The sequence below is a fragment of the Chryseobacterium sp. JUb7 genome (genome assembly GCF_024806495.1).
In the GTDB taxonomy this organism is placed as follows: Bacteria; Bacteroidota; Bacteroidia; order Flavobacteriales; family Weeksellaceae; genus Chryseobacterium.
Genome location: NZ_JANUFF010000007.1, coordinates 144,599 through 167,411 on the forward strand (window position 1 = coordinate 144,599; position 22,813 = coordinate 167,411).

Genomic DNA, 22,813 nt, shown 5'->3' on the forward strand with positions numbered 1-22,813 from the left:
AAGCTCTGAATATTTTTAGAGCTTATTTTTTCAGTTTACTTTTAAATTGTGTTTCGTAGATCGAAATCCACTCTTCAACAGTCATTTTTTCAGCCATTTCAGCTAATAATCCGAAAGGGATATCCTCCATTTTTTTGAAACGGACACATGATTTCCCCATGTCCAGTTTTCTTTTTGAATGCTTGGGGAATTCTTCTACAAACCAGTTCAGCAATTCAGGCTTGGCATACATTCCCATATGATACAGGGCAATAAAATTCTTTTGAGAAGCCAGTCCCATAAATGGTAACGGAGATCCGGGCGTGCAATGATATCCTTCAGGATAAGTCTCCAACGGAACATCCCAGCCGATCATTCCATAGCTGATCCCTTGCTGAAAACCTTGCGGCAGATTTTCATTGATAATATCAAACATTTTTTTGAAAACCGCCTGTCTCTCTTCAGGAATTTTTGAAATATAGTCTTCTACAGAAATAGCAGGAATTTGCATTTTTTATATGTTTTTATCAGATTACTAATTTAAACTTTTCCATACATCAAACAAATAGTTTTTTACAAAAAAGGCAGCTATACATAGGGTACAGCTGCCTTTGGTTATATAAATCTAAAAATTAATTCTTAATAGCCTTCGTTGTGAACTGAGATCCGTCTTTAAATTTCAATGTCACTAAATACAGTCCTGAATTCAAGAATCTTAAATCGATTTCTTTTGTAGGACGATCAATCGTTCTCACTATTCGTCCTGAAACATCACTGATGGTAACAGCTGTTACTTTTTCAATTTCAGAAACATACAATACATCTTTAAAAGGATTAGGATGAATCGCTAGTTTTTTCTTATTGGCATCAACTTCAGAAGTAGATAGCTGAGCTGTTTCCCAATATACATCATCCCAGTAATAAGACTTGCTGTCGTTACCTCCTCTGATAGCCAATCTTGCATCTGCAGGAACGGTATTCGGAACAGCAACAGTATATTCAGAGCCTGCCGCCGTGTAACTTGTATTATTAATTGTTAAAGCCTGTATTGCTACAAAAGTACTTGCATCAGCCGTATTCGTTACGTATCCTACCGTTAAAGTTCCCGGGGCTCCACTGCTTACTCTTGCTTTAAGTCTTAGCTGATTGTTTCCTGAATTGATATTACTGAAAACAGGAAGTACAGTATAAGTCGGAGTCTGAGTTGCAGTCGTAAATTGATAAATATTTCTTGTCCCCGAAGCAGGAGTTGTAGACGTAATAGTTTGTGAACCTGTTCCTGCTAATCTGATCCAGCAATCCGGAACAATAGATCCTGTTGCATACGAATCAAAATTCTCAAACAGTGAAGTTACCGCTCCACAAGCTGTTTTAAAGTTTCCTGAGAACGACCATGCGCTTTGGCTCGTCGCGGAGCTGCAATTTGATCTTACCCAGTAATAATAAGTCGTATTCGGATTTAAGTTATCGATTAATCTTGTCGTTCCCACTACTCCCTGAATTGTAGGTGGTGTACCTGCTGTAGGAGCCGTATTGGTAGTGCTGTAATAAATATCATAGCTTACAGCTGACGCTGAATTAGGCGTCCACGAAACCTGAGCCGAAGTAGAAGTTAAAGTACCTACAGGCTGTAAAGTAGGGGCTACACAGTCTGAATAGGCATCAGCAGAAAAAGCAAAAATATTCGAAACCCCTGTTCCTCCTGTTTTTGTTACCATTACACTTTGGATCGGTTTTGTCTGATTGCCGGCATCCAACGTCAATAATGTCTGATATAATCTTGGGTTTGTCGTATTTGGTTCTAAAACATCATTCGTTCTGTTGATTCTTCCAATCCCCTGAATGGCAAAATTTGTTCCTCCATACCAGTCAGAAAGAGCCACCCCAGAAAAGGTCTGGCTTGTATTATCTGTAAAATTAACCTTTACTTCAACAGTAGAAGTACCACTTCCGCTTGTTGATAGCATATATAGTTTAAAAGCTGCTTTTGGAGAAGCAAAAGTCAATAATCCATTATCAGAAGTAGCAACCAGTTTCAGAGAGTTATTTGCACTTAAATTTCCCAGTTGAAAACTTAATCCCGGAGTAGAGGCTACTACAGTATTGATAATTCCGTCAGCTGGTATTCCGTAAGTAAGCGGAGTGCTGGAAGACGTCAACTGGTAATCTCTTGCTACAAAAGCAAATGAAACGCCATCCACATCCGAACTGGTAGATAAAGAAGAAGACCCTACACCATTAGCTATAACATCCGCTGTATATCCCGATTGTACAGGCATTGTCTGAAAATTTTGAGCCATCATCAGAGAGGCAGAAAAAAGAGCCGCAATATTCAAGGCTCCACAAAGTAGTTTTATTTTCATATTACTTATTATTAATGCCCTAAATTTATAAAAAAAATAATATAAAAACCATTTAGATAAACATTTTTCAAATAAAATTTACATTAATTAAAAAATCAAACAACCATTTAAATCAATTAAAATATATAAACAAAAATAATAAACAAATAAAACATAAAAAACATCAACAAAAACAAAGTATAAGTAAGAATATAAAAAACCAACACAAAACAGTAAAAATGAGCAGTATTTTAATATTGAGAAATTAAATCTTATTTTTGTCATACAAATTTTTGAACAATGCCGAATATTTCAAACAGAGCACAGCATATGCCAGCATCGCCGGTAAGAAAACTAGTTCCTTTTGCGTTAAAAGCAAAACAAAAGGGAATTAAAGTATATCATCTTAATATAGGGCAACCGGATATTGAAACTCCGGAAACGGCTTTAAATGCTTTAAAAAACATAGATTTAAAAGTATTGGAGTATGCTCTTTCTGAAGGAAATATCGAATACAGACAGGCACTTACCGAGTATTATCACAGTTTGGATTTCACAGATTTAACGCCTGACAACTTTATTGTAACCAATGGAGGGTCAGAAGCTTTAAACTTTGCGATTTCTACATTATGTGATGATGGTGACGAAGTGATCATTCCGGAACCTTATTATGCGAACTATAATGGTTTTACCAATGCATTCAATGTAAATGTTGTCGCTGTTCCTTCAACAATTGATACAGGATTTGCTCTTCCTCCGATCGAGGAATTTGAGAAAAAAATCACAGAGAAGACAAGAGCTATCGTTATTTGTAATCCTGGGAATCCTACCGGATATCTTTACACTCGTGAAGAGCTTCAAAAATTAGCCGAAATCGCTTTAAAATATGATATCGTTATTATTTCTGACGAAGTATACAGAGAATATGTTTACGATGGAAAACAGCAGATTTCAATGCTTGCATTTCCTGAATTAAGCGAAAATTGCATCATTATTGATTCAGAATCAAAACGTTACTCAATGTGTGGTGTAAGAATCGGATGTTTAATCACCCGCTCTAAAAAAATACACGATGCGGCAATGCTTTTTGCACAGGCAAGACTAAGTCCGGTTTTACTGGGACAGATTGCAGCTACAGCAGCTCACCAAAATGACGGTGCTTACATAAGAGCAGTAAGAGAAGAATATACACACAGAAGAAATATTCTGGTTGATTTGCTTAATGCAATTCCCGGAGTTATTTGTCCTAAACCCAAAGGAGCTTTCTATTGCGTTGCCGAACTTCCGGTAGATGACACTGAAAAATTTGCCCAATGGCTGCTTGAAAAATATTCTTTCAATAACGAAACGATCATGGTAGCCCCTGCAGGAGGCTTTTACAGCAACCCTGAGTTAGGAAAAAAACAGGTAAGAATCGCTTACGTTCTAAAAGAAGAAGATTTAAAAAGAAGTGCAGCTATTTTAAAAGATGCCCTTGAAAAATACAAATTAGAATTCAGCCTTTAATTTAAAACGATACAAAATGTCAGCAATAAAAAATCTTGGTTTGAAAATTTTCTCTCCGATGCTTTTATTGCTGATATTTTTTTCTTGTGATGACAAGAAACCCGAAAACACTGGCTCAAAAAATCCAAACGATATTATTTTTATACGTTACTCAGACATTGGAGGTGAGCTCGGAAACTACAAAATTATTAAAATCACAAAAGATTCTATTCAATTAGAAACGGGAATTACCAACAATAAAACCCATAAAGAATGGAAGTCTTCTATAAATTCTCAAGTTTGGAATCAACTTACATCAACCATTGATGTAAAAACTCTAGACAAAATAAAAAGTTCACCAAGCAAACAATCTGTCGACGGATTTGATGAAACTTTCCAGATCAAGACTGTTAAAAAATATCATGTTTATGTAAATGCATATGCTGACACCATTTATTATAAACAGCTTCAAAAATTAAAAGACCAAATTCAAAATATTCTTCCAACCGAATATAAATAAACCAATGCAAGAAAATTTTTCTCTAAAACCATACAATACATTCGGTGTTGATGCAAAAGCAAAATATTTCGCTGAAGTCAGCACTACTGATGAATTAAAAGATGTTCTTAGTTTTTCAAAAACCAACACTCTTCCTCTTTTATTCTTAGGTGGCGGAAGCAATGTATTGCTGACAAAAGATTTTGACGGCTTGGTTATTCAGCTTAATTTAAAAGGAATTTCAGAAGAAGTCCTGAATGAAAACGAAATTCTGATCACCGCAAAAGCCGGAGAAAACTGGCATGAATTTGTGATGCATTGTTTAGATAAAAATTTTGGTGGATTAGAAAACCTTTCTTTAATCCCCGGAAATGTAGGAACATCACCAATGCAGAATATCGGCGCCTACGGAACCGAAATTAAAGATATATTTGTATCATGCCGAGTTTTAAATCTGAAAACTCTGGAAATCGCACTATTCAACCTTAAGCAATGTCAATTCGGCTACAGAGATTCTATTTTTAAGCAGGAAGGAAAAGGAAAATATGTGATTCTCGAAGTTTCATTCAGATTAACGATGAAAAATCACAGAATCAAAACGGAATACGGTGCTATAAAAACCGAACTGGAAAATCTGAATATTGAAAAACCCACCATTCAGGACGTTTCAAGAGCGGTTATTAATATCAGACAAAGCAAACTACCCGATCCGAAGCAAATCGGAAACGCGGGAAGCTTTTTTAAAAACCCTACCATTCCTTTGACTCAATTTCAGGAATTGCAGAGAAAATTCGAAAATATTCAGGGTTATCCGAATGGAGATTTTGTGAAAGTTCCTGCCGGCTGGCTCATTGAACAATGCGGCTGGAAAGGAAAACAGATCGGCAATGTTGCTTCGCACAAACTACAGTCACTGGTAATCATCAATGCAACCGGAGAAGCTACAGGAAAGGAAATTTTTGATTTTTCAACAGAAATTATCAACTCTGTAAAAGAGAAATTCGGGATTGAACTGGAAAGAGAAGTAAACATTATATAAAATGAATAAGATGGCAAAAGATTTAACCGAAAAAGAATTCGGAAAACTCATTCAGAAACATATTTCTAAGATTAATTTCGTGAAGATCAATCTTGAAAATGAATCCTCAATATTTGGATTTATTACCAAAGCCTCTGATGATTTTTTAATGATCGAAGAAACAAATGACTTTTCCCTGGCAGGAATCAAAATTGTTCCTTATGCCAAAGTTACCAGTATTCGTAATGGTATTTCAGATAAAATTTCAAAGGTAATTTATTCAGAAGAGGGACTGATCAAGTTCAATCATAAAATTATTGACAATACATCTTTAAAAAACTACGAATCTCTTTTCAAGTCTATTAAAAAACAGGATTTCCACTGTATTGTTGAGAGTAAGAAAAAAGACAAAGATTTGTTTTCAATTGGGGAAATTTTGGAAGTTGGAGAAAAATCAGTTACCATTAAAAATTATGATCCAACAGGAAAATTCAACAAAAAACCTCATAAAATTTCTTTTAAAAACATTGAATTAATTAATTTTAATGACAACTACTCTACCATTTTCAAAAAGTATTTAAGAAAATAAATACAGAGTTAAAAAATAAAAAGACAGCTAAAATAGCTGTCTTTTACTGTATTATTGCTTATTCACATATAATATGCAATGCATTGGTAGGATCTGCTTCCACTAAATCTTCGAAACCTTGAATAGTACAGGCATCTAAACCATCCAGCTCTATCGTCCCAGTTCCCGTTACCGAACCTCCCGCATAATAAATGGTGATATCTCCCATCCCCACTTCAATACTAATTCCACAAAAACTCGAAGCCGTACCCGGTCCCGCCCAATCAATATAATTATCTACATCAACAATGAATCTACACCCATGATGTTTTCCTGAAGATTGCGCCGAATTCAGATTTATCTTAACATGTTTTCCCGAAGCTTTTACAAATCCAGTTTTTTCATCAATTGCAAAGGTATCAGCTGTGATCATTTTACCATCTTTTGTCTGTACGGTTCTTCCTTCTGTCTGTAATGAACGTTTTTCCGTGTGAGTATCTTCAATAGAATCATTGGAAACCGAGCACGAAACAATTAATAACGCTGCTATAGCCGAAAATAATAACTTTTTCATAGTATTAGGTTTAATTTATTTCGCTAAATTAATTTATTCTAAATAAAATTAATTATATATTTTACACATATGAAAAAAATTATCTCTTATAATTATGTAATAAATTAGAACAAAACCCTATTTTAGCTTTAAAATAAACACAATATGAAAATTGCTATCATCGGAGCCGGAAATATGGGGCTGTCATTTTCAAAATCATTTTTGAAATACGAACTGATAAAACCTGAAAATCTTCATTTAATTACCCGAAATGAATCTAAAATTTCTAAAATATCCGAAAGTTTTCCACATTCCAAAATTTCAACATTTGACAACCTTAGTGAACTCGATGCTGATTTAATTATTATCGCTGTAAAACCTCAGGATTTCAAAAATATTGCAGAGAATTTTCAGTTCAGGCTAAAGGAAAATCAAATGGTCCTCTCCATCATGGCCGGAATCAAAATCGAGAAAATTCAAAAATTATTAAACCACCCTTTGGTTGTAAGAGCAATGCCCAACTCTCCCACCCTTCTCGGAATGGGAATCACCGGCTACACTTCTGCAGAGGGGATTTCTTTCAGTCAGCTGATCAACATTGAAAGACTATTAAACTCCACCGGAAGATCTGTTTATCTGGAAAATGAAGATTTATTGGATGGCGTAACGGCACTTTCAGGCAGTGGTCCTGCCTATTTTTATTATATTATTGATGCCATGATCAAAGCAGGAATAGACATGGGAATTGATGAAAATCTATCTAAATTATTTGTAAAACAAACCATGCTTGGCGCCTATCACCTGATTAATAATTCCGATAAAAACTTGGAAGAACTGATCAAAGATGTTGCATCAAAAGGAGGAACCACGGAAGCTGCTCTGAAAACTTTTGAGGAAAATAATTTTAAAGAAATTTTAAAAAAAGGAATTTTAAATGCTGAAAAACGCGCTAAAGAACTAAACGGCTAAACCTTTTCTCCAGAAACTTACAGATCAACCATCCTAAATACACTCCAAGGGTATTTAAGATAATATCATCGACCTCAAAAATACCCATTCTTGTAAAATACTGCAGTCCTTCCGCAATCACAATAGCCGAAACAAATGTTATTATCAACTTTTTTAAATCTGAAAGCTGAAGAAGAATCCAGCCTAAAAAACCAAAAGGAATAAACATCACCACATTCCCAAGAACAATAATGATAATCGCCCTCCAGGAAATAGTTTCTTTGATAAACTTAATCGTTGTAAAAATAGGCTCTATGGTAAGAAGATTATCTTCATACTGAAACCTGCCCATCCCCCAAAACATGAGATAGAGCAAAAAGAAAGTATAGGGAACAATAATAATTTTATAAAATTTCTTTAACATCAATTGCAAATTTATTCATTTCAAAAACATTAAATTTGTGTGTTAAATAAATTTAATGAAATACGTTTTACTTACGCTCATTTCAGCGATGCTGTTGTCTATATCCTGGCCAACTTACGGTGTTCCGTTTTTTATATTTTTTGCACTTGTTCCATTATTGATGATGGAACACGGTGTCTCAAAGTTTTCAAATTACAGTAGAAAAAGCTGGGTCGTTTTCGGACTATCTTATCTGTGTTTTATCATTTGGAATATCGTCACAACAGGTTGGCTGTATGGTTCAAAAAACCCGGATGGAAGCCATTCCATGATGGCCGTTCTATTTCCTGTCTTGGTAAATTCTTTCTTATACTCATTGGTTTTTCAATGCTACCATTGGTACAAAAATGCTCAGGGAACTTATTGGGGACTTGGATTTCTGATCGCTATATGGATGAGTTTTGAAAAATTCCATCTGAACTGGGAACTGACATGGCCTTGGCTGAATCTCGGCAACGTATTTTCAGAATATCCGAAATTTGTTCAGTGGTATGACACCCTAGGAGCAACAGGAGGAAGCTTCTGGATCTTACTGATCAATGTTCTTATATTTTATACCGTGAGAACCTGGGAAGCCGGAAGAAAGAGAAAAGATTTGATCAGAAATACTTCAATCGTAGTAGGATTAATTGTATTTCCAATGATTATTTCTTTGATCAAGTATCAAAATTTTGATGAAAAACCTATCGGACAGGTTAATGTTTTAATGCTTCAACCTGACCTTGATCCGTATGCCGAAAAATATTCCAAAGACAGCTTAACAATTTTAAGTGATCTCTTGAAGCTCGCTGAAGACAATTCAAAAGGAAAAATAGATTATTATATCGCTCCCGAAACTGCTATTCCGGGAAGAGGATCTATTTCTGAAAATGCATTTGAGAAGAGTTTTCTACTGAATAACATCAAAGGATTTTTATCAAAACATCCGGGCTCTGTTTTTGCAACAGGAATTTCTTCGCACCGATTTTATACCCGTCAGGAAAACCTTCCAAAAGAAGCCTATCAGCTAAATCCGGGACTTTGGGTTGAAAGTTATAATTCAGCAGTGCAGATTGTTCCGAATAAAAAAGTAGAAGTTTATCATAAAGGAAAATTGGTTCCGGGCGTTGAAATATTCCCTTATATGAGTGTTCTGAAGCCTCTTTTAGGAGATGCCATGATTAATTTGGGCGGAACTGTTGCATCCCTGGGGACAGACAAAGAAAGAGTCGCCTTTTCCAACCCTTACAATAAAGGAAAAATAGCTCCTATTATCTGTTATGAAAGCATTTATGGAGAATTTGTAGGCGATTATGTAAAAAAAGGAGCCAACTTTTTAGGAATTATGACCAACGACTCATGGTGGGGCGTTACGGAAGGACATAAACAACTTTTATCATATGCCAAACTCAGAGCTATTGAAACCAGAAGAGAAATAGTGCGTGCAGCCAACAGTGGAATTTCTGCTCATATTAATGCAAAAGGAGAAACTACAGCCGATACTTTCTATGGAGATCAGACGGCTTTATTTTCAAAAGTAAATTTATACGACCAGCAGACTTTTTATACCAGAGCAGGAGATCTTCTTTCCAGAATTTCAATTTTTGCACTGGGCTTTTTATTATTCTATTTCCTGATTAAAAGAGCTCAGAATAAGCTGAAAAAAGCTTAATTTCATCTAAAAATTGCATAGAATTTCTTACTTAACATATTAAATTTTTAAATAATTAATTTAACCGAATTAAAATCATTCCTAAATAAAAAAGCAGCTTAGAAAATACAAGCTGCTCTTTGAAATAAAACTAGTTAGAGAAAAGCCAGCTGGACGTCTGGCTTTTCTCATGTGATTGGATGGATGTTCAATTATTTAATGATGAGTTTTTTGGTGACTTGTTGATTTTTTATGGTTAGTTTTAAAATATATATTCCTTTTGGCAAGTCTGATACGTTAACCGACTGATCATTATTTAAAATAACATTCAGTTTTCTTCCATCTGCAGAATACATTTCCAGATTCGAAATTTTTCCGCCTTTAATAAAAACTTTTTCAGTTGCCGGATTCGGATAAACTGAAAATTCTTTCTCCAGATTCACATCCTGTGCAGCTAATACATTCTGAACAGCAGGATCTGAGTAGGTTTTTGACGCATCAATAGACCGTACACTCCAATATACATTCTGAATTGAAGGATCAAGATCTAAGTACCAAGAAGGAGTTGTTACCACATATTTGGCAAGATCCTGTGCTCCGGGAGTAGATCCAACTTTTATTTCGTACCGTAAAGCACTGACTGGTGTTTTATCATCCGAAGCTCCGTTCCATGAAAAATCAAATCGATTATTGTTTTTGGAAACATTAAGGTTTGTAGGAGGCGAAGGTTTCTGATTGGCTTCCAGAGAAGCATTTTTAAAGATTTTTGTTAATGAAGGCATGTCCGAATCTGCCCAATCAAATCCGGACAAGAGAACATCAAGATGATGGTCATTATTATAGTCAAGTAGATGCACAAAACCAGGGCCTCCTAAATTATGCAAACCTGTAATTGTATTTTCTGTAAAATTTCCTGCTGAAGGATTAAAAATAAATGTTTTTACAACCCCGTCATTATTGTCATCATTTCCGGATACGATAAAATCATAATATCCATCATTGTTCAAATCTCCTGTACTCACTGAAGTTTCCGACATTTCAGGAACGACAATCTGTTGAGGAACCAACTGACCGGTCCCGTCATTCATTAACACGGCAAGATATCCCGCATAATTGTCATCCTGTGCAGAAACTACAATATCCTGATATCCATCGGCATTGAAATCAGCAAAATCCATTTTTCCATTAGCTAAGGGATTAAGCGTCTGAGACAATGTTAAAGTTCCTGCTACATTAAGGTAAGTTTTAAAAACAGCATTGCTATTTCCGTCATACCCCAGGATGATGAGATCCAGAAGATGGTCATTATTAAGGTCAATTACTTTGAAACTGCTGTTTTGAGTTCCTTCCAGCCATCCCGGAAATTTTTGAAATCCGGTTCCTGAATTTTGATAATAATCCAGATTATTGACAAAGCCTATCCCGTCAACATATTGAGTTCCGTTAATCGCATAATCCTGCTTTCCGTCATGGTTAAAATCAAAAACCTCCATAGAACCATAAATCTTTCCGGCAGCTTCTTCTTCCTTTACAAATCCCGAACCTGTATTTCTGAATCTGTAGTGTTTGTAATTTACTATATCTAAATAACTCAGCCCTGTCGAGATGATATCTGCCAGGCCATCATTGTCAAAATCAATAAACTTGATGTCTCCCAAATGATTGGCATTCACGCCAAGATTCGCATATACTGTAAAATCCGTCCCATTGCCTTTATATACTTCATTGTAGGTTGTATCTACACTTCCATCACCATCAGAATCAATTGCTCCGTTCATAACAATATCCTGAATACCATCTCCGTCTATATCTGCGTAATCTGCTGCAGGATAATAAAAATTAGCTGTATTAGACTGAATCTCAGTAAAATTCTGTGCCATCATTCCAATTGGAAGCATTCCCAAAAGAATATAAATCTTCTTCATGTTATTTTTATTTAGATTAATTAAAAACAAAGATATGCTTTTAATTCTCCTTCAAATGATTATCTTTACATGAAATATATCATTGCAAAGCGATACAGGTATTAAACAATATTTTTATTTTTAAATTCAATATTATTAATCAGCCACTTATTTGCAAATATTTTCCAAAAGATTTGTCTATCTAAAAAATTCTTCGTTATTTTGCAACCTCAAATATTATACAAATAAGAACATCGAGATATGTCAAGAATTTGCCAAATAACAGGAAAGCGTGCAATGGTTGGTAACAACGTTTCTCACGCTAATAACAAAACGAAGCGTCGTTTTGAAATTAACTTATTGGAGAAGAAGTTTTACCTTCCGGAGCAAGATAAGCACGTAACACTGAAAGTATCAGCTCATGGATTGAGAGTGATTAACAAGATTGGAATCGAGGAAGCTATTGAAAGAGCTACTAGAAACGGATTGATTAAAAAGAATTAATAAATCATGGCAAAAAAAGGAAACAGAGTTCAAGTAATCCTTGAATGTACAGAGCACAAAGAAAGTGGTATGCCAGGAATGTCTAGATACATTTCTACAAAAAATAAAAAGAACACTACAGAAAGATTAGAGCTTAAAAAGTATAATCCGGTTCTTAAAAGATCTACCCTTCACAAAGAAATCAAGTAATTTATAAAATATAATTTACCATGGCAAAGAAAGTAGTAGCAACCCTACAAAGCGGACAGTCAAAAAAAATGACTAAAGTTGTGAAAATGGTTAAGTCTTCTAAATCAGGAGCTTACGTTTTCGAAGAAAAAGTAATGAATGCAGACGAAGTAGACGGATTTTTAAAAAAATAATCCCTGCTTTATTTACAATATAAAAAACTACTCATATTTTGGGTAGTTTTTTTGTTATCTTTGCTTTAATCTAGCTGGAAGTCAGAAGCTGGATGCTGGAAGTTAATGGCAAACTTAGAAGCTAAGTTTGTAAACTTCACGCCTCCATCCCCCAGCTTCCATCATTAATTAAAATTCCGTAATTCATAAGATGAGTTGGTTTAAAAATATTTTTAAAAAAGAAGAAAAAGAAACTTTAGATAAAGGATTGGAAAAATCCAGTCAGGGTTTTTTTGAAAAAATGACGAAAGCCGTAGTCGGCAAAAGCAAAGTAGATGATGAAGTTCTGGATAATCTGGAAGAAATACTTATTGCTTCTGACGTAGGCGCATCCACCACCATCAAAATCATAGAAAGAATTGAGGAGCGTGTTGCAAGAGATAAATATGTAAGTGTAAATGAACTCGACAATATTCTTCGTGAAGAAATTTCAGGTCTTCTGCTTGAAAACCCTCATGCAAGAACAGGAAATATAGATACTTCTAAAAAACCATATGTAATTATGGTAGTGGGAGTAAATGGGGTTGGAAAAACAACAACCATCGGAAAGCTGGCTCACCAGTTTAAATCCGAAGGGAAGAAAGTAGTATTAGGGGCTGCAGACACATTTAGAGCTGCCGCAGTTGATCAGTTAGTTATTTGGAGTGAAAGAGTCGGTGTACCGATCGTAAGACAGGATATGGGGTCTGATCCGGCTTCCGTTGCATTCGATACTGTACAGAGTGCCGTTGCTCAGGATGCGGATGTTGTTATTATTGACACCGCCGGAAGACTTCACAATAAAATCAACCTGATGAATGAGCTTTCAAAAATTAAAAGAGTAATGCAAAAAGTGATTCCTGATGCACCTCATGAAATTTTACTGGTTCTTGATGGCTCAACAGGGCAGAATGCTTTTGAACAGGCAAAACAGTTTACAGCCGCTACTGAAGTGAATGCTTTGGCAGTTACAAAGCTGGACGGCACTGCAAAAGGCGGTGTTGTCATAGGAATTTCCGATCAGTTCCAGATTCCGGTAAAGTACATTGGTGTAGGTGAAAAGATGCAGGATCTGCAATTATTCAATGGTACGGAATTTGTTGACTCGTTCTTCAAGAAAAGATGATTTTAATCATGTTTTCCCTATATTAGTAAAAACAAACTCATTAAATATTCATCATTTAAAAAATTTACAACTATGGGATTCATAACATGGATTATTTTCGGGCTTATAGCCGGAGCAATCGCTAAACTTATTATGCCGGGAACTCAGGGAGGAGGCTGGCTTATCACTATTATCTTAGGAATTATAGGAGCATTCGTAGGAGGAGCAATCGGAGTATATATACTTCATTGGGGAGATGTAACTTCCTTCTGGAATCCGCGAAGCTGGATTCTGGCCATCGGAGGAGCACTGATCATCCTTTGGATTTACGGAATGGCAACAAAGAAAAGTAGTTAAATCTATTTTTTGATTATAAAAATGAAGCGGCGGATTTGAAATTCAAATCCGCCGCTTTCGGTACAATAATATAATTTAGTTAGTTTATTTTAATCTCGTAAGGCATTTCCATTTTCACTTCAGATTTTAATTTCTCATCTGTAATTTGCTGGAAGATTTCATAATTAGCCTTTCCTATTTTATTCTTAATTACTCTTGCAGAAATATCATCTTCATTTAAATCCTGGAAAATCTGCTCAAATGCTGTCATTTTCTTTGGATAGGTAGCAACGTTATAAGATTTTACACCTGCCTTTTGTGCAGCAAATTTTACAGCATCAGCAAGGCTTCCCAATTCATCTACAAGTCCGATCTGCTTTGCACGGGTACCACTCCATACTCTTCCGCCTCCTACACTGTCAATTTGTTCGAAAGTCTGTTTTCTGTTTTGGGTAACAAAATGAACAAATCTTTTATAAGTACCTTCTACACTTTTAGTCATCATAGTTACTCCATGAGGCGTAAGACCGTTTAAGCTTGAAAAATAAGCAGAATTGGCATTGGTAGCAACAATGTCGGAACGTATCCCGTTTTTATTAGCCACTTCTTTAAAATAAGGCATTACTCCGAAAACCCCGATAGATCCTGTAAGCGTATTCGGTTCAGAATAAATCTTGTCAGCAGCCATTGCAATATAATATCCGCCGGATGCAGCATAATCACCAAAAGAAACGACCAAAGGCTTCTTCTTCTTTAACTGCTGCAGTTCAAATAAAATCTCGTCTGATGCATTTGCACTTCCACCGGGAGAGTTTATTCTAAGTACAACCGCTTTCACTTTATCATTATCCTGAAGATCCTTAATATATTTAACGTATTTCTTAGAGTTAATATCATTATAGTCGTCACCACTGTTGATCGATCCTGAAGCATATAATACTGCTACTTTATCTCCAGATCCGCTTTCTTCTTCATAAGAAGCAATATATTTACCTAAAGAAATTTTATTCAGCTTATCTTTTTCTTTTAACTGCAGCTTAGATTTAATAATCTGATCATATTCGGACTGCTGGATTAATTTATCTGCCAGTTTATATTTTAATGTCAGCTCGGGAATCATTCCATATAAGCTATCAACTGATGTTCTGAACTGAGCTGTATCAATTTTTCGGGACACAGCCATCTTATCTGCTGTATTTTTCCAGAGATCATTCAAAAGCACACTTAGCTGCTCTTTGTTCTCAGGAGAAATATCGTTTCTTAAAAACGGCTCTACTGCAGATTTAAATTTCCCATGACGGATAACTTCTATTCCAATACCATATTTTTCAGCAAAGTCTTTAAAAAAAGTCACCTCTGTAGCCAATCCCTTTAATTCAATCATTCCTGATGGATTTAAATAATACTGATCAGCAACTGATCCTAAATAATAAGAACCCTGAGAAACATTATTTCCGTATGCATAAATGAATTTTCCACTTTTCTTGAAATCTTCAAGAGCATTTCTTAAATCATCGATTTGTGTAAGTCCGGCATTCAGATCATCTGCCTCGATACTGATTCCTTTAATATTATCATCTGTCTTTGCTTTATTGATTGCTTCCAAAGCTTCATAAATCAAAATACTTTTATTCTGATTGCTCATATTAAATATTCCGCCTTGCTCTTCAGTAGGGCTATCAATAATATGAGTATTTAAATTAATGGTAAGAACAGAATTCTTCTTTACCACTACAGATTTATCACCACTCATAGAACTAAATACGAGTAACATAATAAAAAAGAAGAAAAATACCACGCATAGTAAGACAATTGCCACTATATTTGCTAAGACATTTTTAAAAAAACTTTTCATAAATCAATCATTTTTCAATATGTCGCAACAAATAGCCGTTTTGTTACTGGGAAGTAACTTGGGAGATCCAAAAAAAAATATAGAAACCGCGCTGAAAAAGATCGAAAGTGGTGAAAATGAGATATTAAAATTAAGTGAATTTTTAATATCAGAACCCGTAGAATTTGTTAGTTCCAATATTTTTTGTAATATTGCAACAATAATATCCACAGACTTTTCGCCTATTCAACTACTTGATTTTATTAAAAGTATTGAAATTGAGATGGGAAGAATTAATGATTCAAAAATATCAGGAGGCTATACAGATAGACTAATAGATATTGATATCATTAAATATAATGAATTAAAATTTTCATCAGAAAGGTTAGAAATCCCTCATAAAAAACATCTTTTTGAAAGGGAATTTTCCAGGATTTTATTAAAAAATTTATTTGAATAAAACATAAAACATATTGTATGAAATTAGGTTTATTATTATTGGCCGCTTTGCCTATTGCTACTTATGCTCAGGACAGTATCGCTGTAAGTTCCACAAACGAATATCCGAATACTTTTTCCTCAGGTTCTGCCAATGTCCAACCTTTTAATACCAAGGCTAAAAGATTTAACGATTGGTCTATTTCAATCGGTGGAGGTGCTGCATTTATGGCTCACGCTGACCTTACGTCATTCTATGACAAAAAGATCAACTGGGGTTATAATTCATATGTCAGTTTAGACAAGCAGATCAGCCATACTTTTGGATTAAGCCTTATGTATCAAAGAGGAGAGACCAACCAAAAAGCTATGCTTGACGGACCGGCAGGAATTGCTGCAGGTGTTGCTGAAGCTAATACAAAGTACAACCAGGTTGCCTTATTGGGAGACATTAATTTGTCAAACCTTTTAAGAAGAGTTGATAACCACTCTACTTACAGATGGGCTTTCCACGGATATGCAGGTATTGGTGTTCAGGGATACAAAACTTCTTTGCATGACAACAACGAATTCAGATGGAGCGACGATCCTAAAAGAGTTCCTCTTTTTATCAAGCAAGATCTTGACATTAACTCCATTTTCTACCAGTTAGGAATTGGTTTAAAGTATAATTTATCTAACCGTGTCGACATTGAAGCAAGAACAATGTACATGATCAGTGGGGATGACGAATTTGATGGTGGCGGATGGGCTGGTCCAGCGGACTATGATCCAGCATCACAGGTTTCTAAATACAACATGATCAGCAAAAGAAGAACTGATAATGCTTGGACTGTCAACCTGGGAGTTTCTTTCAAATTAGGAAAACATCAGTCTCACTTAGCTTGGCATGATCCTTTACAAGAGGCGTACTACAGAGTCAATGTTCTTGAAAATGCATCAACAGACTTTGTTGTTTGTGAAAAAGGAGATCTTGATAATGACGGAGTATGTGACGATTGGGACAGAGAGCTTAATACTCCTGCAGGTGCAAGAGTAGATGGATCTGGTAAAGCCTTGGATATGGATCTTGACGGTGTCATCGATTTATACGATAAGTGTGTAACAGTTCCGGGACCTGTTGAAAACAATGGCTGTCCAACAAATAAATAAAAATCATTTAATTAACTAAATAAAAAATACACTATGAAATTAAGTTTAGCAATTGTAGCATTAGCTTTATCCGTACCAGCGGTAAGTTATGCGCAAGACTCAACTGCAGTAGTTTCAAATGGAGAGTACCCTAATACGTTCTCTTCGGGCTCTGCGAATGTTTCCCCATTTACAAACAAATCTAAAAGGTTCAATGATTGGGCGATCTCAATTGGTGCCGGTGTACCATTAATTCAATCTGCAGACTTAACATCTATAAAAAACGGTAACGGTAAAAACCTTTTTGGTTATTCTGCATATGTAAGTATTGATAAAGCTATTACTCATGCTTTTGGTATTAATTTACAATATGACAGAGGTGAAACCAGACAGGGTTGGTTTAATACTAAAAATGCCGCTCCTGCTAACGCTTCTGCTTACCAACAGGTTGCTGCAAGAACTCAGTATGATGCGATCTCTATTTTAGGAGATATTAACTTTTCAAACTTGTTGAGAAGAGTTGACAATCATTCTCCTTATAGATGGGCATTACACGGATATGCAGGTATCGGTACTATCGCCTACAGAGCTTACCAGAAAGATGAAACCGGACAAAAAATGGTTACTGAAATTAAACCTTTCCAGTTAGGTTCTATGTTTGCTCAGGCTGGTGCAGGTCTTAAATTCAAAGTTAACAGAAGATTAGATATCGAAGGTAGAGTAATGTATGTAATGACTGGCGACGATGAATTCGACGGTGGTGGTTCTAAATACAGTGCGATCAACCAACGTGAAGAGCAGGTTTCTGATAATTTCTTCAACGCAACTTTGGGTATTTCATTAAAACTTGGAAAACACGAGTCTCATGTAATGTGGCATGATCCACTTCAGGAAATTTATTATAAACTAGATGTTTTAGCTAACAAAAATCAGGATATCGAAGTTTGTAAGAAAGGAGATCTTGATAATGACGGAGTATGTGACGATTGGGACAGACAGCTTGATACTCCTGCAGGAGCTAGAGTTGATGGTGCCGGAGTTGCTCTTGATACTGATCTTGACGGTGTTATCGATCTTTACGATAAGTGTGTAACAGTACCTGGACCTGTTGAAAACCAAGGATGTCCTACAGTTACACCTCCAACAGGTGGACCTGTTGATGACACTACAAGGACTTTAGAAGGAATTGAATTTGATTTAAATTCTGACAGAATCTTACCATCTAACACTCCTATTCTTAACAACGCTGTTAACTATATCAATACATCGAATGGTAGCTATAATATAATTGGAGCGACTGATACGAGAGCATCTGATGCTTACAATCAAAAGTTATCTGAAAGAAGAGCAAACAGTGTTAAGAAATATCTAGTGAAGAGTGGTGTAGAATCAGGAAAGCTTAACGCAATCGGTAGAGGTGAAAAAGACCTTAAATATCCAGAATGTGATCCTGCTACTAAATGTCCGGAATGGAAAAACAGAGCAAACAGAAGAGTATACTTCGAAGCTAAATAATAAACTTTATTATCAATTATATCAAAGTCACGCCTAGCGTGACTTTTTTATTATAACACTTTTCATTATTTTTACCCTATGATTTCTCAGCAAGATTTTCAAGAGCTTAAATATAAAACCCTAAAATATTTTTGGGGTTATGACCATTTCAGAGATTCACAGGAAACGATTATTGATTCTGTGATCAATGAAAAAGACACTCTTGTTCTTTTGCCAACCGGTGCAGGAAAATCCCTTTGTTATCAACTTCCAGCTTTACTGAAAGAAGGTACATGCCTTATCATTTCTCCTCTTTTGGCATTGATGAAAGATCAGGTCAGCCAACTGAAATCAAAAGGAATAGAAGCAGAATATCTATCTTCAGAATTAGATGAATATGATGCCGAAACTATTTACGACCGCTGTAAGGAAGGTTTAACAAAAATGCTTTATATATCTCCTGAAAGATTGACAAATAAGCAGTTTATTCAGAATATTGAAGAAATACAGCTTTCATTTATTGCGGTAGATGAAGCGCACTGTATTTCAGAATGGGGTCAGGATTTCCGTCCAAGTTATCAGAATATAAAGGAATTCAGAAAAAATAACCCTAATATCCCTTGCCTTGCCCTCACGGCAACGGCTACTCCAAAAGTTCTGGAAGAAATCAAAACAAAACTGGAACTTAAAAATGTAACTATTTTTCAAAAAAGCTTTAAAAGAGAAAATATTAAAATTTTCTCAGAAGAAGTTTCCGATAAATTCCAACGAGTTTTTAATATTCTGAAATATACCAATGAGTCCGGAATTGTATATGTACGAACCAGAAAAGAAGCCGAACTTCTAACCGAATTTTTACATAAAAACCAATTAAAGCATGTTGATTTTTTTCATGCTGGGTTAACAACCAAAGAAAAAAATACAAGACAGCAAACCTGGAATGCCAGTAATAATAATGTATTAATTTCCACTAATGCCTTTGGAATGGGAATTGATAAAGACAATGTTCGTTTTGTTATCCACTACTCTCCTTCTCCGTCGATTGAAAATTATTACCAGGAAATCGGAAGGTCAGGAAGAGACGGCAAAAAAAGTTTTGCTTTTCTTTTATGGAACCAGCAGGAACTTCAGAACTTTGATCAGATATTAAAAAATCAGATTCCCAATAAAGCTGAATTTTTAAAAATCATCACCTACCTGTACTCCATTTTTCAGGTGGCCGAATTTGAATTACCCGAAAAGGTTTTCCAGTTGAATTTTAATGGGATTCAAAATTTCACAAAATTTTCAACAGCAAAAATTAAAAATGTCTTAAATTTCCTTCATAATCAGGAAATCATTTATTTTAATGATAATAAAAGTCTGTCTTCTTTACAACTCTTGATGCAGGCTGATGAAATTGACCAATTGCCTCAAAAAGACGCTTATTTTATCGAATTAATGCTTCGTTCTATTTCGGGAATCACGACTCATAAAGTAATGTTCAGCGAACAGCAAGTAAGTAACAAAATAGGAATAAGCATACATTTAATAAAAGAAAGATTAAAAGAGTTACAGCAAAAAAATTATCTTGAATACGTAGATGGAGCTCTGTCAAGCATCAAGTTTTTAAAACCCCGAGATGAGAGAATCATCAACAGTTCTTACTGGAAGCTTTTCGAACATATTCAAAAAAATAAAATTCAAAAGTGGGAAGAAATGAAATTTTTCATTGAAGATAATCAGTATTGTAAAATGAAATTAATTCTTGCTTATTTTGGAGAAAAAAATTCTAAAAACTGCGGTCAATGTACCGTTTGTGAAAAGAATAAGCAATCTATTTTCGGAAAAAATATTTCCGCACAATTACTTAATGCTTTAGCAAAAAGGCCCGCTACAATCGAAGAATTATCCATTCAGATGAGTTTCCACTCAAAAGAAAGTATTCTAGAAAATTTAATATTTCTGCTTGATTCCGGAAAAGTAAAAATGTTGAATTTCAGGACCTATTCGTTGACATAAGCAATGAGTAATCGGTCTCTGTAATTAGATCTCAATTTTTAATTTTTAAATCTTTTAATCCTTTAATAAAGACCTTATCTTTGCATTATGAAATCATTGAAAGTCGTATTCTTGGGTACTCCGGAGTTTGCAAAAACTTCTTTGGAAGCCATTCACCAATCCCATCATAAAGTGGTAGGCGTTGTAACAGTTGCTGATAAGGCTAGCGGACGCGGACAAAAAATAAATCAGTCTCCGGTAAAAGTATTTGCCGTAGAAAACAATATTCCGGTTTTTCAACCTGAAAAGTTAAGAAATCCAGAATTTTTAGAGGAATTGAGAAAATTAGATGCTGATGTTTTTGTGGTAGTTGCTTTCAGAATGATGCCTAAAGTTTTATTTGAAATGCCTACAATGGGAACTTTCAATCTACACGCATCTCTTTTACCCGACTATAGAGGAGCAGCACCCATCAATTATGCAGTAATCAACGGAGAGGAAAAATCAGGAGCAACCACTTTCTTTATTAATGAAAAGATAGATGAAGGTAACATTTTATTACAGGAAGAATTAATCATTTTGCCTGATGAAAATGCAGGAAGTCTTCACGACAGATTAATGGAAATGGGTTCCAAACTGGTAGTAAAAACTCTGGATGGACTGGCAGAGAATTCAATTATTGAAAAACCTCAGCCTCATGTTGAACATCCGAAAAATGCTTTTAAAATTTTCAAAGAAGATACCAGAATCGACTGGGCAAAAAACTCAAAAGAAGTTCATCAGTTTATCCTGGGAATGTCACCATATCCGGCTGCATTTACTACTTTAAAAATCGGAGAGGAGGAAAAAGGTTTAAAAATATTCGGCGGGAAATTTGAAATTTCAAATCATAATAAACCAGTCGGCAGTTTAGATATTTCAAAAAATGAATTTAAAATCTATACTCCGGATGGCATTTATTTTCCTCTCGAATTGCAGCTAGAAGGAAAGAAAAGGATGAATATCAAAGACTTTCTGAATGGTTTCAGAAATTTTGACGAAATAAAAATGGCTTGATATATCAAGCCATTTTCTATATTTTAATACAATCAATTGTTATAACTGTACCATCTCTGTCACCTCAACATCATATCCTCCAACCTGAGGTTTGATATCCGGATTTTGAGTGATTACTTTAAACTTATTAATTCCAAGATTCTTTAAAATCTGAGTTCCGATTCCGTAATCTCTATAATTGAAAGCGGCTGTCGGATGTTTTTGCTGTCCATCCTGATAATTGATAAACTGTTGTAGCTTTCTCAATGTATTTTCAGAATTCGAAACGTTATTAATGAAAATTATCGCCCCTTTTCCAGCTTCATTCACCATATTGGTAACTTTCTCCAATAAAGGTTTTTCACCATTATTCAGTCTTGTCAATACGTCGAAATAAGAATCAGAGGACTGAACTCTTACCAAAACAGGCTCATCAACAGTCCAGCTTCCTTTCGTTAAAGCAAAATGAATCTGATCATTAGAAGTTTCTCTGAAAGCACAGAAATCATAATCTCCATAAGCAGTTTTCACTTTTCTTTCTTCAATTCTTTCGATAAGATTTCCTTTTTTAAGCTGATAATGAATCAAATCTTCAATAGAAACGATTTTCATATCGTGCTTTTGAGCAAAAACCTGTAAATCCGGCAAACGAGACATTGAACCGTCTTCATTCATGATTTCACAGATCACACCACCTTCTTTCAAACCTGCCAAACAGGTAAGATCGATCGCAGCTTCTGTATGTCCTGCTCTTTTCAAAACACCTCCTTTTTTAGCACGAAGCGGGAAAATGTGTCCTGGTCTCATGAAATCTGTAGGTTTGGAATTTTCATCCATTAAAGCTAAAATAGTTTTTGCTCTGTCACCTGCAGAAATACCTGTAGAAGTTCCGTTTCCAAGAAGGTCAACCGAAACGGTAAAAGCTGTTTCTTTAGGATCGCTGCTTCTGCTTACCATTACTTCCAATCCCAGCTCATCACATCTTTTTTCAGGAAGCGGCATACAGATAAGCCCTCTTCCGTGAAGTGCCATGAAATTGATAATCTCAGGTGTCGTCAGTTCTGCAGCACAAAGAAAATCACCTTCGTTTTCTCTGTCTTCATCATCTACTACTATGATTATTTTACCATTTTTAAGGTCTTCAATAGCCTCTGGAATAGTATTTAATTTAATATCAGACATTTTTA

Annotated in this window: 23 protein-coding genes; 16 read left to right on the plus strand and 7 right to left on the minus strand. The window is 35.2% G+C overall.

The genetic code is table 11. The features are described from left to right. Nucleotides 1-22 precede the first annotated feature (22 nt). Both M2373_RS14425 and M2373_RS14430 read right to left on the minus strand, forming a co-directional pair. Nucleotides 23-490 (minus strand): DUF1801 domain-containing protein, encoded by a 468-nt coding sequence (locus tag M2373_RS14425; protein ID WP_259111748.1) that lies wholly within the window; start codon nt 488-490, stop codon nt 23-25. A gap of 121 nt (nt 491-611) precedes the next feature. After that, nucleotides 612-2,342: a T9SS type A sorting domain-containing protein gene (locus tag M2373_RS14430; protein ID WP_259111749.1), complete on the minus strand. Its 1,731-nt coding sequence runs from the start codon at nt 2,340-2,342 to the stop codon at nt 612-614. Between the two features lie 279 nt (nt 2,343-2,621). Between M2373_RS14430 and M2373_RS14435 the strand changes: the two genes are divergently transcribed. From M2373_RS14435 to M2373_RS14450, 4 genes are read left to right on the plus strand one after another with little or no spacing between them, the layout of a single operon-like run. Then, complete coding sequence (locus M2373_RS14435; RefSeq protein WP_259111750.1) at nt 2,622-3,827, plus strand: pyridoxal phosphate-dependent aminotransferase; 1,206 nt, start codon at nt 2,622-2,624, stop codon at nt 3,825-3,827. Nucleotides 3,828-3,843: 16 nt separating this feature from the next. Then, nucleotides 3,844-4,326, plus strand: a complete 483-nt coding sequence (locus M2373_RS14440; protein ID WP_259111751.1) for a hypothetical protein — start codon at nt 3,844-3,846, stop codon at nt 4,324-4,326. 4 nt (nt 4,327-4,330) lie between these two features. After that, nucleotides 4,331-5,344, plus strand: a complete 1,014-nt coding sequence (gene murB / locus M2373_RS14445) for a UDP-N-acetylmuramate dehydrogenase (RefSeq protein WP_259111752.1) — start codon at nt 4,331-4,333, stop codon at nt 5,342-5,344. Nucleotides 5,345-5,354: 10 nt separating this feature from the next. Further along, a complete protein-coding gene (locus M2373_RS14450) occupies nt 5,355-5,912 on the plus strand; it encodes a hypothetical protein (protein ID WP_259111753.1) in 558 nt (185 codons plus the stop codon). 58 nt (nt 5,913-5,970) lie between these two features. On the opposite strand, the gene M2373_RS14455 is transcribed toward M2373_RS14450, so the two are convergent. Continuing rightward, nucleotides 5,971-6,465: a YgdI/YgdR family lipoprotein gene (locus tag M2373_RS14455; RefSeq protein WP_259111754.1), complete on the minus strand. Its 495-nt coding sequence runs from the start codon at nt 6,463-6,465 to the stop codon at nt 5,971-5,973. 144 nt (nt 6,466-6,609) lie between these two features. On the opposite strand from M2373_RS14455, the gene proC reads away from it, so the two are divergent. Then, nucleotides 6,610-7,413: a pyrroline-5-carboxylate reductase gene (proC, locus tag M2373_RS14460; RefSeq protein WP_259111755.1), complete on the plus strand. Its 804-nt coding sequence runs from the start codon at nt 6,610-6,612 to the stop codon at nt 7,411-7,413. On the opposite strand, the gene M2373_RS14465 is transcribed toward proC, so the two are convergent. Further along, complete coding sequence (locus M2373_RS14465) at nt 7,394-7,816, minus strand: VanZ family protein (RefSeq protein WP_259111756.1); 423 nt, start codon at nt 7,814-7,816, stop codon at nt 7,394-7,396. The two genes, proC and M2373_RS14465, sit on opposite strands and share 20 nt — an antisense overlap. Nucleotides 7,817-7,871: 55 nt before the next feature. Between M2373_RS14465 and lnt the strand changes: the two genes are divergently transcribed. Next, a complete protein-coding gene (lnt, locus tag M2373_RS14470) occupies nt 7,872-9,506 on the plus strand; it encodes an apolipoprotein N-acyltransferase (RefSeq protein ID WP_259111757.1) in 1,635 nt (544 codons plus the stop codon). A 191-nt stretch (nt 9,507-9,697) separates the two neighbouring features. Here the strand turns inward: lnt and M2373_RS14475 are convergent, their stop codons facing one another. Beyond that, complete coding sequence (locus tag M2373_RS14475; protein WP_259111758.1) at nt 9,698-11,410, minus strand: T9SS type A sorting domain-containing protein; 1,713 nt, start codon at nt 11,408-11,410, stop codon at nt 9,698-9,700. Between the two features lie 240 nt (nt 11,411-11,650). On the opposite strand from M2373_RS14475, the gene rpmB reads away from it, so the two are divergent. The 5 genes from rpmB to M2373_RS14500 all read left to right on the plus strand — a co-directional run bounded on the left by rpmB (nt 11,651) and on the right by M2373_RS14500 (nt 13,735). Then, the gene (gene rpmB / locus M2373_RS14480; protein ID WP_002976757.1) at nt 11,651-11,893 is read left to right on the plus strand and encodes a 50S ribosomal protein L28; all 243 of its coding nucleotides are present in this window, start codon (nt 11,651-11,653) and stop codon (nt 11,891-11,893) included. A 6-nt stretch (nt 11,894-11,899) separates the two neighbouring features. Next, nucleotides 11,900-12,082 carry a 50S ribosomal protein L33 gene (rpmG, locus tag M2373_RS14485; protein WP_027373683.1) on the plus strand — a complete coding sequence of 61 codons (183 nt, stop codon included), beginning with the start codon at nt 11,900-11,902 and terminating at the stop codon, nt 12,080-12,082. A 20-nt stretch (nt 12,083-12,102) separates the two neighbouring features. After that, nucleotides 12,103-12,255 carry a DUF4295 domain-containing protein gene (locus M2373_RS14490; RefSeq protein ID WP_065399141.1) on the plus strand — a complete coding sequence of 51 codons (153 nt, stop codon included), beginning with the start codon at nt 12,103-12,105 and terminating at the stop codon, nt 12,253-12,255. Between the two features lie 190 nt (nt 12,256-12,445). After that, nucleotides 12,446-13,399, plus strand: a complete 954-nt coding sequence (gene ftsY, locus M2373_RS14495) for a signal recognition particle-docking protein FtsY (RefSeq protein WP_259111759.1) — start codon at nt 12,446-12,448, stop codon at nt 13,397-13,399. Nucleotides 13,400-13,471: 72 nt separating this feature from the next. Continuing rightward, on the plus strand, nt 13,472-13,735 hold the full coding sequence (locus tag M2373_RS14500) for a GlsB/YeaQ/YmgE family stress response membrane protein (protein WP_259111760.1): 264 nt from the start codon (nt 13,472-13,474) through the stop codon (nt 13,733-13,735). Between the two features lie 79 nt (nt 13,736-13,814). Here M2373_RS14500 and sppA read toward each other — a convergent pair whose 3' ends face one another. After that, a complete protein-coding gene (sppA, locus tag M2373_RS14505; RefSeq protein WP_259111761.1) occupies nt 13,815-15,569 on the minus strand; it encodes a signal peptide peptidase SppA in 1,755 nt (584 codons plus the stop codon). Between the two features lie 19 nt (nt 15,570-15,588). Here sppA and folK point away from each other — a divergent pair, with 19 nt between their 5' ends. The 5 genes from folK to fmt all read left to right on the plus strand — a co-directional run bounded on the left by folK (nt 15,589) and on the right by fmt (nt 21,647). Beyond that, a complete protein-coding gene (gene folK, locus M2373_RS14510) occupies nt 15,589-16,008 on the plus strand; it encodes a 2-amino-4-hydroxy-6-hydroxymethyldihydropteridine diphosphokinase (protein ID WP_259111762.1) in 420 nt (139 codons plus the stop codon). A 17-nt stretch (nt 16,009-16,025) separates the two neighbouring features. Further along, complete coding sequence (locus tag M2373_RS14515; protein WP_259111763.1) at nt 16,026-17,138, plus strand: OmpA family protein; 1,113 nt, start codon at nt 16,026-16,028, stop codon at nt 17,136-17,138. A gap of 33 nt (nt 17,139-17,171) precedes the next feature. Then, nucleotides 17,172-18,632, plus strand: a complete 1,461-nt coding sequence (locus M2373_RS14520; protein ID WP_259111764.1) for an OmpA family protein — start codon at nt 17,172-17,174, stop codon at nt 18,630-18,632. 78 nt (nt 18,633-18,710) lie between these two features. After that, entirely contained in the window at nt 18,711-20,612 is a 1,902-nt protein-coding gene (locus tag M2373_RS14525) for an ATP-dependent DNA helicase RecQ (RefSeq protein WP_259111765.1), read from the plus strand. Between the two features lie 87 nt (nt 20,613-20,699). Then, nucleotides 20,700-21,647 carry a methionyl-tRNA formyltransferase gene (gene fmt, locus M2373_RS14530; protein ID WP_259111766.1) on the plus strand — a complete coding sequence of 316 codons (948 nt, stop codon included), beginning with the start codon at nt 20,700-20,702 and terminating at the stop codon, nt 21,645-21,647. Between the two features lie 39 nt (nt 21,648-21,686). On the opposite strand, the gene ribB is transcribed toward fmt, so the two are convergent. Further along, nucleotides 21,687-22,808 (minus strand): 3,4-dihydroxy-2-butanone-4-phosphate synthase, encoded by a 1,122-nt coding sequence (gene ribB, locus M2373_RS14535; protein WP_259111767.1) that lies wholly within the window; start codon nt 22,806-22,808, stop codon nt 21,687-21,689. Nucleotides 22,809-22,813: the final 5 nt, after the last annotated feature.

Coding starts and splice junctions, on each gene's coding strand:
- proC (WP_259111755.1), top strand. CDS start 6,610: ATGAAAATTGCTATCATCGGAGCCGGAAATATGGGGCTGTCATTTTCA.
- fmt (WP_259111766.1), top strand. CDS start 20,700: ATGAAATCATTGAAAGTCGTATTCTTGGGTACTCCGGAGTTTGCAAAA.
- M2373_RS14475 (WP_259111758.1), bottom strand. CDS start 11,410: ATGAAGAAGATTTATATTCTTTTGGGAATGCTTCCAATTGGAATGATG.
- M2373_RS14455 (WP_259111754.1), bottom strand. CDS start 6,465: ATGAAAAAGTTATTATTTTCGGCTATAGCAGCGTTATTAATTGTTTCG.
- rpmG (WP_027373683.1), top strand. CDS start 11,900: ATGGCAAAAAAAGGAAACAGAGTTCAAGTAATCCTTGAATGTACAGAG.
- M2373_RS14520 (WP_259111764.1), top strand. CDS start 17,172: ATGAAATTAAGTTTAGCAATTGTAGCATTAGCTTTATCCGTACCAGCG.
- M2373_RS14425 (WP_259111748.1), bottom strand. CDS start 490: ATGCAAATTCCTGCTATTTCTGTAGAAGACTATATTTCAAAAATTCCT.
- ftsY (WP_259111759.1), top strand. CDS start 12,446: ATGAGTTGGTTTAAAAATATTTTTAAAAAAGAAGAAAAAGAAACTTTA.
- M2373_RS14440 (WP_259111751.1), top strand. CDS start 3,844: ATGTCAGCAATAAAAAATCTTGGTTTGAAAATTTTCTCTCCGATGCTT.
- murB (WP_259111752.1), top strand. CDS start 4,331: ATGCAAGAAAATTTTTCTCTAAAACCATACAATACATTCGGTGTTGAT.
- folK (WP_259111762.1), top strand. CDS start 15,589: ATGTCGCAACAAATAGCCGTTTTGTTACTGGGAAGTAACTTGGGAGAT.
- M2373_RS14465 (WP_259111756.1), bottom strand. CDS start 7,816: ATGTTAAAGAAATTTTATAAAATTATTATTGTTCCCTATACTTTCTTT.
- M2373_RS14450 (WP_259111753.1), top strand. CDS start 5,355: ATGGCAAAAGATTTAACCGAAAAAGAATTCGGAAAACTCATTCAGAAA.
- sppA (WP_259111761.1), bottom strand. CDS start 15,569: ATGAAAAGTTTTTTTAAAAATGTCTTAGCAAATATAGTGGCAATTGTC.
- M2373_RS14500 (WP_259111760.1), top strand. CDS start 13,472: ATGGGATTCATAACATGGATTATTTTCGGGCTTATAGCCGGAGCAATC.
- lnt (WP_259111757.1), top strand. CDS start 7,872: ATGAAATACGTTTTACTTACGCTCATTTCAGCGATGCTGTTGTCTATA.
- M2373_RS14435 (WP_259111750.1), top strand. CDS start 2,622: ATGCCGAATATTTCAAACAGAGCACAGCATATGCCAGCATCGCCGGTA.
- M2373_RS14490 (WP_065399141.1), top strand. CDS start 12,103: ATGGCAAAGAAAGTAGTAGCAACCCTACAAAGCGGACAGTCAAAAAAA.
- M2373_RS14515 (WP_259111763.1), top strand. CDS start 16,026: ATGAAATTAGGTTTATTATTATTGGCCGCTTTGCCTATTGCTACTTAT.
- ribB (WP_259111767.1), bottom strand. CDS start 22,808: ATGTCTGATATTAAATTAAATACTATTCCAGAGGCTATTGAAGACCTT.
- M2373_RS14525 (WP_259111765.1), top strand. CDS start 18,711: ATGATTTCTCAGCAAGATTTTCAAGAGCTTAAATATAAAACCCTAAAA.
- rpmB (WP_002976757.1), top strand. CDS start 11,651: ATGTCAAGAATTTGCCAAATAACAGGAAAGCGTGCAATGGTTGGTAAC.
- M2373_RS14430 (WP_259111749.1), bottom strand. CDS start 2,342: ATGAAAATAAAACTACTTTGTGGAGCCTTGAATATTGCGGCTCTTTTT.